This is a genomic window from Halomonas sp. IOP_31, assembly GCF_021151495.1.
GTDB classification, from domain to species: Bacteria; Pseudomonadota; Gammaproteobacteria; order Pseudomonadales; family Halomonadaceae; genus Modicisalibacter; species Modicisalibacter zincidurans.
In genome coordinates this window covers 1-14,723 of sequence record NZ_JAIRBP010000050.1, presented here as the reverse complement: position 1 = coordinate 14,723, position 14,723 = coordinate 1, and the positions used below count along the sequence as shown (strand labels likewise).

Genomic DNA, 14,723 nt, shown 5'->3' with positions numbered 1-14,723 from the left:
CTCGTCGACGTTGATGTCGCTGATGGTCATGTCACCGCATGGCGTAGTGGGCGGATGTGCGTACTATGCCAGAGAAATCAGGTGGTTGGCGACCCTAATTCAGAACCACCTGAATAGTTACGACGGGTTTTTTTATCCAGCCCGGCGACCGGGCTGGTTCTCAATCGAGAAACGGATTGCGCAGTACGATCGTCTCGTTGCGGTCGGGGCCGGTGGAGATGATGTCGATCGGCGTACCGGTCTGCGCTTCGAGAAAGCTGATATAGGCACGGGCATTGGCCGGCAGGTCCTCGACACGCTTGATGCCCAGTGTCGATTCGCTCCAGCCCGGCAGGTCCTGATAGAGCGGTTCGACCGCTTCGTAGCCCTCGGAGTCCACCGGCGCGTCCAGGGTCTCGCCATCCTTGCTGCGATAGCCGATGCATACGCGGATGTTTTCCAGCCCGTCGAGCACGTCGAGCTTGGTCAGGCAGATCCCCGAGACCGAGTTGACCTGCACAGCGTTACGCAGCGCCACCGCATCGAACCAGCCGCAACGACGCGGACGCCCGGTGGTGGCACCGAATTCATGGCCGCGCTCGGCCAGGTGACGGCCGAACTCGTCGAACAGTTCGGTGGGAAACGGTCCCGAACCGACGCGCGTGGTATAGGCCTTGGTGATGCCCAGCACGTAATCCAGGTACAGCGGCCCGACGCCCGAACCGGTCGCGGTGCCGCCGGCGGTGGTGTTGGAACTGGTGACGTACGGATAAGTCCCGTGGTCGATGTCCAGCAGCGAGCCCTGGGCACCCTCGAAGAGGATATTGTCGCCGGCCTTGCGGAAATCGTGGACCAGACTGACCGTGTCGCAGACCATCGGCCGCAGTTCCTCGGCCATGGTCATCGCCTCGTCGAGGATCTGCTGGAAATCCACCGCGGGCTCGCCGTGATAGTGCTGGAGCACGAAGTTATGATAATCCAGCACTTCGCCGAGCTTGGAGGCGAAGCGTTCACGGTGCAGCAGATCGCCCAGGCGCAGGCCGCGACGCGCAACCTTGTCCTCGTAGGCGGGGCCGATGCCACGCCCGGTGGTGCCGATCTTGGCGATGCCGCGGGCCTTCTCGCGGGCCTGATCGAGCCGCACGTGGTACGGCAGGATCAGCGGGCAGGCCGGCGACAGCCTCAGCCGCTTGCGGACCGGCACGCCCTTGGCCTCCAGTTCGCGAATCTCGCTGATCAGCGCTTCCGGCGACAGCACCACGCCATTGCCGATCACGCAGGTCTTGTCGTCGCGCAAGATCCCCGAGGGGATCAGGTGCAACACGGTCTTCTCGCCGTCGATGACCAAGGTGTGGCCGGCGTTGTGGCCGCCCTGGAAGCGCACCACCGCGGAGGCCGATTCGGTCAGCAGATCGACGACCTTGCCTTTGCCCTCGTCACCCCACTGGGTGCCCAGTACGACTACGTTCTTGCCCATTACTCTCGTCTCTTGATCGAAGAATCTGCCTGACCGACGCATCCGCCAGGCTCTCGCTATTATGCCAGGGGCGATACCTGCCAATCGTCGCCCAGGCGTACCAGGCGGCGATTGCAACGATGCTCGACAGGATCGGCATGCTGGCCCGGAAGCGCCCTCACGACCCGCTCTCCTGCCTCGCGCAGTCGTGCGACGACCGCATCGAGCTCGCTTGCTCCCGCAGTCTCGTCGGCTGGCGCCCAGATCCCGTCGCAAGGTGGCTGCTGCTCGGTCAACGTAGCCAACAGCTTGAGATCCATCGAGAAGCCGGTGGCGGGACGCGCCCGGCCGAAGGCCCGGCCGGTATCGTCATAGCGGCCGCCCTTGACCAGCGCCTGGCCATAACCCGGCACGTAGGCGGCAAACATCATGCCGGTATGGTATTGATAGCCGCGCAGATCGGCCAGGTCGACGTACAGGGTCACGTCGTCAGGGCCGTGAGCGACCCCTTCACAGAGCGCCTGCAGTTGATCGAGCGCAGCGCCGAGTTCCGCCGGGCCGTCGGCGAACACCGCACGCGCCTCGTCCAGCATGTCGCGTCCCCCGTGCAGACCGGGCAACGCCTTGATCATGCGTGCGATGCGCGGATCGTCGATCTGCGCATCGACCAAGGCTTCGGTTTCCGCCGGCGACTTGCGTTCGATGGCTTCGAACAGCGCAAGCTCGGCTTCCCGGGAAAGCGCGCAAGCCTCTACCAGGGCGCGATAGATGCCGATGTGACCCAGCGCCAGATGGATCTCCTGCGAACCGGCGGTCATCAGGCTGGCCAAGGCCAGCCTGAGTATTTCCAGATCGGCTTCCAGTCCTGCATGGCCGAACAGCTCGACGCCGACCTGCACGGGACTGCGTCCGCCCTGGTGCGGGTCGGCCTTGGCACGCAGCACGTGGCTGCAATAGCACAGCCGCGCCGGACCGCGGTGCTTGAGCGAATGGGCATCCATGCGCGCCACCTGGGGAGTGACATCGGCGCTGGCACCCATCATGCGCCCGGTCAGTTGGTCGGTGAGCTTGAAGGTCTGCAGATCCAGATCAGTACCGGTGCCGGTCAACAGCGAATCGAGGAATTCGACCGGCGGAGGCATCACCAGATCGTAGCCCCAGCGGTAATAGAGATCGAGTAGCGCGCGACGCAGCGTCTCCATGCGGGTCGCCTGCGGCGGAAGCACTTCGTCCATGCCGTCAGGAAGCAGCCAGCGATCAGCGATGGTCATTAGCCTTTGCCTATCTACCAGAAATGAATGGCTACCAGAAATGAATGGCTACCAGAAATGAATGGCTACCAGAGATGAATGGCCACAAAAAAACCGGGCCACGCCCGGTTTCCGGATTCTAGCATGTTTGCCCCCCGGGTGTACCCCGGAGGGCAGGGCGATCGCCTCAGGAACCGTCCGCGTTGCGGCTCTGCTGAGGCTGCGGGCTGGCACCGTTCAGGTAGCGGAAGAAGTCGCTATCCGGCTCAAGCACCAACAGGTCGGCCTTGTCGTCAAAGCTGGCTCGGTAGGCGTCGAGACTGCGGTAGAAACGGAAAAACTCGGCATCCTGCTGATAGGCCTGGGCATAGATCGAGGCCGCTTCGGCATCGCCCTGACCGCGCAGCGTCTCGGACTTGGACTGAGCCTCGGCAAGCAGTACCTGGCGACGGCGCTCGGCATTGGCACGCAACTTCGCGGCCTCTTCCTGGCCCTGGGCGCGATACTGGCGGGCCTCGCGATTACGCTCGGTGCGCATGCGTTCATAGACCGCCTGGGTCACCTCGTCGGGCAGGTCGATCCGCTTGATGCGAATATCCAGAATCGCCACGCCCAACTCCTCGCGCAGCACCTCATTGAGCTGCTGAGTCGGCTCCTCCATCAGCTCATCGCGACGTTCGGCGATGATTTCCTGCAACTCGAGCCGACCGAACTGGTTGCGCAGCGCCTCGTCGACACGCGGGATGATCAGCCGTTCGGCCACCTGCTCCTGGCCCGAGGTCGCCTGGTAGTAGCGCGCCGAGTCGACGATCTTCCACTTGACATAGGAATCGACGATCACCGCCTTCTTCTCCAGCGTCAGGTAACGACTGGTATCGAGCCCGAGAGTCAGCACGCGGGCATCGAAGGTGCGCACCGTGTTGGTGATCGGCACCTTGAAGTGCAGTCCCGGCTGGATATCGGCTTCGACGATCTCGCCGAACTGCAGCTTGATGGCGCGCTCGGTCTCGTCGACGATATACAGAGTGTTGCTGCCTACCCAAGCGACCGCGGCCAGGCCGGCGACGATGAGCAGGGAACGATTATTGATCATTGACGACCCTCCCTGCGGATACCGCTCGTCTGCGACGAGTTGCTGTTGCCTGCCGAGTTGTTGCGCAACTGCTCGATCAGCGACGGCGTGATATTGACGTCCTGCTGCGAATCGGCGCCGCTGGCGTTGCCACGGTTCAGCTTGTCGAGCGGCAGCACCATGAGCGGACTGCTTTTGTTGATATCGATCAACACCTTGCTGGTAGTCGACAACACCTCGGTCATGGTATCCAGGTACATGCGGTCGCGCATCACCTGGGGTGCCTGGCGATATTCGGTCAGCAATGAATTGAAGCGATTGGATTCACCCTGGGCCTTGGCAACCACCGATTCACGATAGCCCTGCGCCTGCTCGATCAGGCGCTGAGCCTGACCCTGGGCTTCGGGAATGATTGCATTGGCGTAGCCGATCGCATCGTTGATCAGCCGCTGACGGTCCTCGCGCGCCTTGATCACGTCATCGAAGGCGTCCTGAACCGCGTCCGGGGCCGAGGTCGACTCGATGTTGATCGCCAGAATGCCCACCCCGAGGCCATAGCTATCGAGATAGGCCTGCAGACGCGTGGAAACGGTATCCGCCAGCAATGCGCGTCCCGAAGTCAGAATCTCGTCCATATCGGTGCCGCCAACTACCTGGCGCAGCGCCGAATCAAGGGCATTCTCGATGGAAAGATCGGGCGTACGCACATTGAGTACATAGTCGCGCGGATCGGCCACCTGATACTGGGCAGAAATATCGACCTTAACGATGTTCTCGTCGCGGGTCAGCATCGACTTGGTCTGGGATACCGAGCGTACTCCGGTGACGTTGACCATGCGCACGTCGTCGATGATCGGCGGGTTCCATTGCAAGCCGGGATTGACGATTTGCTCGAACTTGCCGAAGCGCAGTACCACCCCACGCTCCGACTGATCGACCAGATAGAAGCCGGACGCCGCCCAGATCGCCAGGACAATTATCGCAAGCAGCCCCGGCAGCGCGAAGACACTGCGCTTACCGCCACCGCCGCCATTGCCGCCGCCGCCACCCCGCTTGCCGCGACCGCCGAGCATGCGATTGAGCTTGTCCTGGAATTTCTTCAGCGCCTCGTCCAGATCCGGCGGGCCCTGGTTGTTGTTACCGCCGCCGCCGTTGCCGCCGCCACGTCGGCCACCACCACTCCAGGGGTCGTGCTGCTTGCCACCCCCACCCGGCTCATTCCAAGCCATATGTCGTCTCCACTAAGCAAGATTGCGATGTGCGGCGAGGTCGCCGTCCGCGATGAAGACGGCGGCCTCGCTGTTATTCACGGACATCATCGGCCCAGACCGGCGGCGCCAGATCCTCCGGTGGCAGGTAGTCCTCGGCTTTCTCGCCCAGCCGGGCGAGCAGTTGCATGAATTCACGCCGTGGCAGGCGAATCGTCAGCAGGCTGCGGCCTTGATCGTCGAAACGCTCGTTGCGGACCGCGTCCAGCTCGTGCAACCCCGCCCGTAGCCTACCCTGATCGGGCGTCAACGTCAGCTCCAGATCGAGCAAGTCCTCGGCCAGGCGCTCGGACAAGGCCTGATGCAACAGATCGAAGCCACTGCCCTGTTGTGCCGAAACCCATACTTCCTCGGGCACGCCGTGGCCGTCACGCTCGATACGCGGCGCGCTGTCGAGCAGATCGATCTTGTTCATCACCCGCAGGCAGGGTACTGCAGCGGCGCCGATCTCCTCGAGCACCGAATTGACCTCGGCGATGTTCTGCGCGCGCTCGGGATCGGCGCAATCGATCACATGGATCAGCAACGAGGCTTCGTTGGCCTCCTGCAGCGTGGCCTGGAAGGCCTCCACCAGCTTGTGGGGCAAGTGGCGAATGAACCCCACGGTATCGGCCATCACCACTGGCCCCACATCGGCCACGTCGAGCCGGCGCAGGGTCGGATCGAGCGTGGCGAAAAGCTGATCGGCGGTATATACCGTCGAGGCGGTCAAGGCGTTGAACAGTGTCGACTTGCCGGCGTTGGTATAGCCGACCAGCGAGACACTGGGAATCTCGGCCCGCAAGCGCGCCCGGCGGTTCTGCTCGCGCTGGCTGCGCACCTTGTCGAGCCGCTTGTGAATCGCCTTGATGCGCGCGCGCAGCAGCCGGCGGTCGGTCTCGAGCTGGGTTTCACCCGGCCCGCGCAGGCCGATGCCGCCCTTCTGGCGCTCCAGGTGGGTCCAGCCCCGCACCAGCCGCGTGGACATGTATTCGAGCTGAGCCAGCTCCACCTGCAGCTTGCCTTCGTGAGTCCGGGCACGCTGGGCGAAGATGTCGAGAATCAGCCCGGTACGATCGAGCACGCGACACTTCAAGGAACGCTCGAGGTTGCGTTCCTGGGAGGGACTCAAGGTATGGTTGAAAATTACCAGCTCGGCGTGGTGAACGGCGAGCAACTCGCGTAGCTCCTCCACCTTGCCGCTGCCGATGAAGGCACGCGGATCGGGCCGGCGCCGGCTCCCCTGCATGAGGGTCGCCGGCTCGGCGCCCGCGGAACGCACCAGCTCCAGGAATTCACCCGGATCTTCGCGCTCTTGCTCGTCATGAAAATCGACATGGACGAGAACCGCCGTTTCACCGGCGTCGGGACGTTCAAAAAACAATCAGTACCTCGCGATCAATCTTCCTGCCCGGCCATACTGGGATCCTGGGCCGGCAGACGCACGTTGCGTGACGGTACCACCGTGGAGATGGCATGCTTGTACACCATCTGACTGACGGTGTTACGCAGCAGAATCACGAATTGGTCGAAGGACTCGATCTGACCCTGCAGCTTGATTCCGTTGACCAGAAAGATCGACACCGGAATGCGTTCCTTGCGCAGAATGTTCAGATACGGGTCTTGAAGGGACTGCCCTTTGGACATTTTGCTCTCCCTAACTGTCTCTAGTTGATGTCATTTTAATGTTCGCCCCACAGGGCTTTATGAGGCCTGGGCCGCGTCGCCGACAAACTACGCCACGACGAAAGCCTCATCTTACGCTAAGTGCTGCATTGGCGCACGATTTTCAAGGCCTCGCCGAGCGGCGAAGGCGCGCACGAATCGATCCATTTCAGCCCCGGCCAGGCGCGTAGCCAGGTCAACTGGCGCTTGGCTAACTGGCGCGTCGCGATCACACCCTTGTCGCGTAGCGTAGCTCGATCGTACTGACCGTCGAGATAGGCCCACGCCTGGCGATAGCCGACGCTCTTCAATGCCGGCAGATCGGGGCTCAGGTCGCCCCGCTCACGCAGCGCGATCACCTCGTCGAGGAAACCCTGCTCGAGCATGGTATCGAAGCGCCGGGCGATACGCTCATGCAGCACCGCCCGATCGGCAGGCGCGAGACCTATGGACAACGTCCGCCAGGGAAAGGTTTCGGCTGGCTGTTCGCGCCACAGCGCGCTCATCGGCCGGCCGCTCAGACGCTGCACTTCCAGGGCGCGCATCAACCGCTGCGGATCGTTGGGGTGGATGCGCGCCGCCGACTCGGGATCGACCCGCGTCAGCGCCTCGTGCAGGGCGCCCAGGCCGCGCTCGGCCGCCCAGGCCTCGAGCTCGGCGCGCAGCGCCGGATCGGCGGCGGGCAGCCGGGCGACGCCGCCCAGCAGGCTACGATAATAGAGCATGGTGCCGCCGACCAGCAGCGGGAGCTTGCCGGCGCCACTGATCTTACTCATCTCGCGGTGCGCGTCATCGCGAAACTCGGCGGCCGAATAGGGTTCGCCGGGGTCGCGGATATCGATCAGGCGGTGCGGCGCGCGGGCCAGCTCGGCGGCGGAAGGCTTGGCGGTGCCGATATCCATGCCGCGATAGACCATCGCCGAATCGACGCTGATCAGCTCCGCGCCCAGGCGCTCGTGCAGCGCCATCGCCAACTCGGTCTTGCCGGACGCCGTGGGCCCCATCAGCAGGATCGCCAGCGGCCGCTTATCGCTCGCGCCGTTCATTGGCCGCGCAGAAACAGCTTGTCGAGCTCGGCCATCGACATCTCGGTCCAGGTCGGCCGACCGTGGTTGCACTGACCGCTGCGTTCGGTACGTTCCATGTCGCGCAGCAGCGCATTCATCTCGGGCACCGTCAAGCGACGATTGGCGCGCACGCTGCCATGACAGGACATGGTCGCCAGCAGCTCGTTGATGTGCGCCTCGAGCCTGTCCGAGCGCCCGTAGCGCTCGAGATCGCCGAGCATGTCGCGGATCAGCGGCTCGACGTCGGCCTCGGCCAGCAGCGTCGGCACCTGGCGCACCAGCAAGGTTTCCGGCCCCGCGACGTCGAGCTCGACGCCGAGCCGGGCAAACGCCTCGCGGCAGGCCTCGGCGGCCTCCACGGCGTTGGCGCTGACCGCCAGCGACACCGGCACCAGCAGCGGCTGGGCGTCGAGCGCCCCGCCATGCACCTGGGTCTTCATGCGTTCGTAGACGATTCGCTCGTGGGCGGCATGCATGTCGACCAGCACCAACCCCCGCGCCGTCTGGGAAAGAATGTACACGCCGTGCAACTGGGCCACCGCATAGCCCAGCGGCGGTGCCTGGGTCGGGTCGTCGTCGGCCAATGCGACCCGCTCGGGCGAGCGGCGGCGGCGCTCGGCGAAGGCGGTTTCCGCCGCCGTTCCGCCCGGGGCGGTCTCGAGCTGGGGCGTCAGCAGACTGGCCTCGTGTTCGGGATGCAGCGCCTGATAACCGGCCATGAATTCGCGCACCCGCGAAGCGCCGGGGCGTCCTGCGTGTTCGCCGCCGGAAGCCGAGCGCAGCGCCATGGGCTGCTGTTGCCAACGCGGTTCGGCGACGGTGTCGTTCGCCCCGGCGGGCTGGCTGTCGCGCGGCTGTGTCGAGGGCCCGCCCGTCGGCGTGGCCGAGCCATCCTGCGGGCGGACCTCGCCGAGCGCCCGATGCAGGCTGGAAAACAGGAAATCGTGCACCAGCCGGCCGTCGCGAAAGCGCACTTCATGCTTGGTGGGATGCACGTTGACGTCGACCACCATCGGGTCGACGTCCAGATACAGCACGAACACCGGGTGGCGGCCGTGGAACAGCACATCGCGATAGGCCTGACGGATGGCATGGGCGACCAGCCGGTCACGCACCACCCGGCCATTGACGAAGAAGTACTGCTGATCGGCCTGGGCCCGGGAGTGGGTCGGCAAGCCCACCCAGCCCCACAGGCGCATACCGGTGGCCTCGAGATCGATATGCAGCGCGTTGTCGAGGAACTTGGCGCCCAGCAGCGCGGCGATACGCCGCTCGCTGGCCGCGTCGTCGTCTGCCGGACGCAACTGGTGCACGGTCTTCTGGTTGTGGCGCAACACCCAGCCGATGTCGTAGCGCGACAGGGCCAGGCGCCGGAAGGCTTCTTCGGCATGGCCGAACTCGGTCTTCTCGGTGCGCAGGAACTTGCGCCGCGCCGGGGTATTGAAGAACAGGTCCCGCACCGTCACCGAGGTGCCGCGCGGATGGGGGACCGGCGCGACCCGCGGTTCCATCTGACGGCCCTCGGCGACCACCCGCCAGCCGCCCGCCGGGTCGTCGGCGGTATTGGAGGCCAGCTCGAGACGCGACACCGAGCTGATCGAGGCCAGCGCCTCGCCACGAAAACCCAGGCTGGTCACGCCTTCGAGCTCCTCCAGCGAGACGATCTTGCTGGTGGCATGGCGCGACAGCGCCAGCGGCAGATCGGCCTCGTCGATTCCGTGGCCGTCGTCGCGCACCTTGATCAATCGCGTGCCGCCGTTCTCCAGGTCGATCTCGATGCGCCGGCTGCCGGCGTCGATGGCGTTCTCGACCAGTTCCTTGAGCACCGACGAGGGGCGCTCGACCACTTCGCCGGCGGCGATCTGGTTGGCCAGTCGCGGGTCGAGAATCTGGATGCGTCGTGTCTGGTTCATGGCGACTACCGAAGATTAACCGCGCGGAATGCGCAAGACCTGGCCGACGCGAATCGAGTCGCTCTCGAGCTCATTGACCTCGCGCAGTGTGCTCAGCGACACCTGATTCCGGGAGGCAATCTCCGACAGGGTGTCGCCCGGCTGAATGCGGTACTGATTGGCCTGCCCACCCCGCCCCTGGTCGCGCTGCCAGGCGATCAGGCTGCTGGGTGGCGGACTCTGTTGAAAGTGCGCGTCGATCCCCTTGAAGATCGCCCGGGCAAGCTGGCCCTGATAGCTTGGGTCGCGCAAGCGGCGCTCCTCCCCGGGATTCGAGATGAACCCCGTCTCGATCAGCAGCGACGGTATGTCCGGCGACTTGAGCACCACGAAACCGGCCTGTTCGACCCGCGACTTGTGCAGGCTGTTGATCTTGTCGAGCTGGTCGAGCACCTGGCCGCCCGCCGCCAACGAATCGTTGAGTGTGGCGGTCATGGTCAGGTCGAGCAGCACACCGCGCAGCGTCTCGTCCTTGTCGGCCAGGTTCAGGCTGCCGTCGACGCCGCCGATCAGGTCCGAACGGTTCTCGGAGGCCGCCAGCCACTTGGCGGTCTCCGAGGTCGCGCCGCTCTGCGACAGTGCGTATACCGAGCTGCCGGTCGGCCGTGGACTCTTGAAGGCATCGGCGTGGATCGAGACGAAGAAGTCGGCCTTCTGGTCGCGTGCCAGCAGGGTGCGCTGACGCAGCCCCACATAGTAGTCGCCATCGCGGGTCAGCACCGCCTTGTAACCGGGCGTGGCATCGATCTGCGACTTGAGCTTGCGGGCGATCGCCAGCACTACCGCCTTCTCCTGGGTGCCGCGTGGGCCGCTGGCACCCGGGTCCTCGCCCCCGTGGCCGGCATCCACGGCAATGATGATATCGCGCTTGGGATGCGACTTGGCGGCCGTCACCGCTTCGACAGTCGCCGCGGGCTGACCGTTGACACGCGCCTCGGCCTGAGCGCGTCGGGCGGCGATCTCCTGCTCGCGGATCTTCGCCTCGATGGGGTCGATGGGATCCTCCACGGCGCTCTCACCGGGGTACTTCAGATCGACCACCAGCCGGTTTCCGTACTGGTCGTTGGGCGCCAGGGTGAAATATTGCGGCACTACCTGGCGCTTGAGATCGAGCACCACGCGCAGATCGTCACCGTTACGAGTAGCGCTGCGAATCCGGCTGATCGCGCTGCCCTCGAGATCGATCGAGGCCACGTCGGCCTCGAGCTGGCTGTCGGCGAGATCGATCACCAGGCGTCGCGGGTCATCGAGGGAAAAGATGTTGGCCTGTGGCGCGCTGGCCATGTCGAAGACCAGCCGCACACGATCGGGTGCCGCCCACAACCGCACGTTGTCGACTTCGTTGGCCAGTGTCGGTGTCGCAGCGACGGTCATCGCGACGCCGCACAGCACGGCGACCAGCCCGCGACGAAGGCCCGTGCAACGAGCCCGGAGGCTCTGCCAAATCCAGAAAGTCATGGTCTAGCGTGTATCCTTAATCGACGGACGGCACCGACAACCGCTCGATGACGGCCTCGCCATAGGCGGTCTCCGCCTTGAGATGGGCCTGACGACCCGGCCCCGAAACGCTCAGGGAAATCACCAGGTCGGGCGTGGGTAGCCAGCCGGCGCCGCGGCTCGGCCACTCGATCAGATTGAGCGAATCGCTGCCGAACAGATCGCGGGCGCCGATGAACTCCAGCTCTTCGGGGTCGCCCAGCCGGTAAAGGTCGAAATGGTTGATCTGCAGGCCGGCCAGCCGATACGGCTCGACCAGCGTGTAGGTCGGGCTCTTGACCGCGCCGCGGTGGCCGTAGGCCCGCAGAATGCCGCGCGCCAGGGTGGTCTTGCCGGCGCCCAGCTCGCCGGTCAGATGCACGACGCCGCGTCCGGCCAGCGCCCGGCCCAGGGCATCGCCGAACGCCACCTGGGCGGCTTCGTCGGGTAAGCAAATCATCATCGTCGCGTTGCCGGTCGGCCATTCGCCAAAATTCGCGCATAGCATGCCAGATCGCCCGCCAGCAGGCCACGCTCGCCGTACACGCTCGCCGCCTGATCGGCGGCGCAGGCGTGCAGCAGCGTGGCCACCCGCGCCGCGGACTCGAGTGTCAGGCCCTGGGCGACGAGCGCGCCGAGAATGCCGGAAAGCACGTCGCCCATCCCGCCGCTGGCCATGCCCGGATTGCCGTAAGGGCACACCCCGATGCCCTGCGGGCCGGCGATCAGGCTCCCCGCGCCCTTGAGTACATGCGTGCCGCCGCGCCGCGCCTTAAGCGCGCGACTCGCCGCCAACCGGTCGGCCTGGACTTCGCTGCCGCTGATGCCTAAAAGGCGCGCCGCCTCGCCGGGGTGCGGCGTCAGCAGCCAGTCGTCGCGATGCAACTCGGGCCAGCGCTCGACCAGCAGGTTGAGACCGTCGGCATCGATCACCAACGGCTTGCCGCTGTCCAGCGCCGCCTGCATCAAGCCCTGCCCCCAGGCATCGCGCCCCAGCCCGGGACCGATCACGATCACCTCCGCCGCCTTGAGCATCGGTGTGGCGTCACTCACCCCGCGCACCCCGCGGGCCATGACCTCGGGGGTGCGAATCAGGCTCGCGCCGACGTGCTCGGGCGCGGTGGCCAGGCTGACCTTGCCGGCCCCCAGCCGCGCCGCCGCCTGACTGGCGAGCAGCGCCGCGCCGCCCAACCCTGGCGCCCCGCCGACGACCAGCACGTGACCGAAATCGCCCTTGTGACTGGCCCGGGCGCGCGGCGGCAATGCCGTCGCGATCAGGCTCGCATCGAGCAGCTCGGCGACCGGCACGATATCCGCATGATCGGCGCCGTCGACGCCGAGCGGGCAGAACGCCAGCGCGCCGACATGATCCGCGGCCTGGCCGGTGTGCAGGCCGAACTTGTCGGCGATGAACGTCGCGGTCAGCGTGGCGCGCACGGCAACGCCCAGCACCGCGCCGCTGTCGGCGGCCAGGCCCGAGGGGATGTCCAGCGCCAGCACCGGCAGGTCGCTTGCGTTGATCGCCGTGATCGCCGCAGCGTAGGGCTCACGGACTTCGCCGCCCAGTCCGGTCCCCAATAAGGCATCGACGACGACCTCGCCGGTCAGCGCGGTATCGTCCGCCCATGGCTGCGACGTGAGTCCGGCGGCGCGCGCCATTTCGACGCCGCGCGCCGCCTCTCCTTTCAGCGAGGCGGGGTCGCGCAGCGCGAGGAGCTGCACCTCGAGACCATCGCCGGCGGCCAGCGCGGCGAGTACGTAGCCGTCGCCGGCGTTGTTGCCCGATCCGCACAGCACGCTGAGTCGCCGCGCATCGGGCCAGTGCGTGCGCAGTTCGCGGTAGGCGGCCATCGCCGCACGCTGCATCAGCGCGAAGCCCGGCGCGTCGCCGCGCTCCTTGTCACCGGGCTGGGCGGCGGCGATTTCGCGGCTATCGATTTCACGGACCTGGGCGGCCAGGTAAAGCGGATGCGGTGTCGCGTCACCCGGCTTACGGGGATGGCTGGAATGACTGGAATGGCTCGACATGCGCGCCCTCCGCTATGACCATGAACGGGTGAATAGTGTAGGCTACGTCCTTCTCTTCTCAGTATTGGCCCGACATTGGCTGGGCGTTGTTGAAACGACAGCCTACCTTGCATGATGGTTCTTCGCAGTAGCTCGCATTGCCCCTCGACCGACGTGAATCGATGATTTCTGGCGAACGCGCACAACCCGACTACCCCGAGCTGGCCGAGCGCATCAAGCAATGGGGCCGCGAACTGGGCTTCCAGCAGGTCGGCATCACCGACACCGAGCTGGGCAACCACGAGCGCTATCTCCAGCGCTGGCTGGCAGCCGGCCACCACGGCGAGATGGACTACATGGCCAGGCATGGCACTCGGCGCACCCGACCCGCGGAGCTGATCCCCGGCACCCTGCGGGTGATCAGCGTGCGCATGGATTACCTGCCGCCGGAGGTCGAGACCACCAAGGTACTCGGCCAACCGCGGCGCGCCTATGTGTCGCGCTATGCGCTGGGCCGCGATTATCACAAGCTGATTCGCAAGCGCCTGGCGAGCCTCGCCAAACGCATCGAGGACGCGGGCGGCGCCTACGGTTATCGCGCCTTCGTCGACTCCGCGCCGGTCATGGAGCGCGCCCTGGCCCAGAAGGCCGGGCTCGGCTGGTTCGGCAAGAACTCGATGCTGCTCAACCCCCAGGCCGGCTCGCTGTTCTTCCTCGGCGAACTCTACACCGACCTGCCGCTGCCGGTGGACGCGCCGTTCGAGAGCGAGCACTGCGGTTCCTGCGCGGCTTGCCAGACCGCCTGTCCCACCGGGGCGATCGTCGACGACAAGGTGATCGATGCGCGGCGCTGCATCTCCTACCTGACCATCGAGCTGCACGGCAGCATACCCGAGGAGTATCGCGAGGCGATGGGCAACCGGGTCTACGGCTGCGACGACTGCCAGCTGGTCTGTCCGTACACGCGCTTCACCCGGGCCAGCGCCGAAGAGGACTTCGCCCCGCGCCACGATCTCGACCGCGCCGAGCTGCTGGCCCTGTTCGCCTGGAGCGAAGGGGAGTTCCTCGCCAAGACCCAGGGCAGCGCGATCCGCCGCATCGGCTACGAACGCTGGCTGCGCAATCTCGCCGTGGGGTTGGGCAACGCCCCCTGGAGCCGGGCCGTCGAAGCCGCCCTTCAGGCGCGGCTCGCCTACCCCTCCGATCTGGTGCGCGAACATGTGCGCTGGGCGCTCGACCGGCAACGCCGCAAGCAACCCATCGCTCTCTCAACCGACTGAACCGCCAGCCGTGGCAGGGGACCCCATTTCGATGATGGCCCACCCAAGCCGAGACCTAGGGTTTTGGGGGAGGGAACTTGTTCCCGATCGGTTTCGGCTGCCCCTATCGCGAACAAGCTCCCTCCCACAGCCCCCTGCCAGTTAGTTTGTCCTTGATAGGGGTCGGGAAGGCTTCGCCTCCCCGCCCTCCGAACCGTGCGTGCGGTTCTCCCGCACACGGCTCTCCAGTCGATGGTTTCAACATCGTGATTGGCTCGCTTGCTGCCAGGCTT

General features: G+C 65.7%; 12 protein-coding genes. 1 reads left to right on the top strand and 11 read right to left on the bottom strand.

What is annotated here, in order from left to right; genetic code table 11:
• Positions 1–160: 160 nt before the first annotated feature.
• The 11 genes from K7I12_RS16495 to K7I12_RS16445 all read right to left on the bottom strand — a co-directional run bounded on the left by K7I12_RS16495 (position 161) and on the right by K7I12_RS16445 (position 13,192).
• Positions 161–1,456, bottom strand: coding sequence for an adenylosuccinate synthase (locus K7I12_RS16495; protein ID WP_231664718.1), 1,296 nt, complete (start codon positions 1,454–1,456; stop codon positions 161–163).
• A 59-nt stretch (positions 1,457–1,515) separates the two neighbouring features.
• Positions 1,516–2,706, bottom strand: coding sequence for an ATP phosphoribosyltransferase regulatory subunit (locus K7I12_RS16490; RefSeq protein WP_231664717.1), 1,191 nt, complete (start codon positions 2,704–2,706; stop codon positions 1,516–1,518).
• 166 nt (positions 2,707–2,872) lie between these two features.
• On the bottom strand, positions 2,873–3,778 hold the full coding sequence (hflC, locus tag K7I12_RS16485; protein WP_231664716.1) for a protease modulator HflC: 906 nt from the start codon (positions 3,776–3,778) through the stop codon (positions 2,873–2,875).
• Positions 3,775–4,986 carry an FtsH protease activity modulator HflK gene (hflK, locus tag K7I12_RS16480; protein WP_231664715.1) on the bottom strand — a complete coding sequence of 404 codons (1,212 nt, stop codon included), beginning with the start codon at positions 4,984–4,986 and terminating at the stop codon, positions 3,775–3,777. The genes hflC and hflK overlap by 4 nt, the downstream gene beginning before the upstream one ends.
• Positions 4,987–5,059: 73 nt before the next feature.
• Entirely contained in the window at positions 5,060–6,388 is a 1,329-nt protein-coding gene (hflX, locus tag K7I12_RS16475; protein ID WP_231664714.1) for a ribosome rescue GTPase HflX, read from the bottom strand.
• A 14-nt stretch (positions 6,389–6,402) separates the two neighbouring features.
• Entirely contained in the window at positions 6,403–6,651 is a 249-nt protein-coding gene (hfq, locus tag K7I12_RS16470; protein WP_231664713.1) for an RNA chaperone Hfq, read from the bottom strand.
• A gap of 116 nt (positions 6,652–6,767) precedes the next feature.
• On the bottom strand, positions 6,768–7,715 hold the full coding sequence (gene miaA, locus K7I12_RS16465; protein ID WP_231664712.1) for a tRNA (adenosine(37)-N6)-dimethylallyltransferase MiaA: 948 nt from the start codon (positions 7,713–7,715) through the stop codon (positions 6,768–6,770).
• Entirely contained in the window at positions 7,712–9,649 is a 1,938-nt protein-coding gene (gene mutL / locus K7I12_RS16460; RefSeq protein WP_231664711.1) for a DNA mismatch repair endonuclease MutL, read from the bottom strand. Before mutL ends, miaA begins: the two co-directional genes overlap by 4 nt.
• A 15-nt stretch (positions 9,650–9,664) precedes the next feature.
• Complete coding sequence (locus tag K7I12_RS16455; protein ID WP_442908073.1) at positions 9,665–11,146, bottom strand: N-acetylmuramoyl-L-alanine amidase; 1,482 nt, start codon at positions 11,144–11,146, stop codon at positions 9,665–9,667.
• A 16-nt stretch (positions 11,147–11,162) separates the two neighbouring features.
• Positions 11,163–11,627 carry a tRNA (adenosine(37)-N6)-threonylcarbamoyltransferase complex ATPase subunit type 1 TsaE gene (gene tsaE / locus K7I12_RS16450; RefSeq protein WP_231664710.1) on the bottom strand — a complete coding sequence of 155 codons (465 nt, stop codon included), beginning with the start codon at positions 11,625–11,627 and terminating at the stop codon, positions 11,163–11,165.
• Positions 11,624–13,192: an NAD(P)H-hydrate dehydratase gene (locus tag K7I12_RS16445; protein WP_231664709.1), complete on the bottom strand. Its 1,569-nt coding sequence runs from the start codon at positions 13,190–13,192 to the stop codon at positions 11,624–11,626. Before K7I12_RS16445 ends, tsaE begins: the two co-directional genes overlap by 4 nt.
• A 161-nt stretch (positions 13,193–13,353) precedes the next feature.
• Here K7I12_RS16445 and queG point away from each other — a divergent pair, with 161 nt between their 5' ends.
• Positions 13,354–14,451, top strand: coding sequence for a tRNA epoxyqueuosine(34) reductase QueG (gene queG / locus K7I12_RS16440; protein WP_231664708.1), 1,098 nt, complete (start codon positions 13,354–13,356; stop codon positions 14,449–14,451).
• Positions 14,452–14,723: the final 272 nt, after the last annotated feature.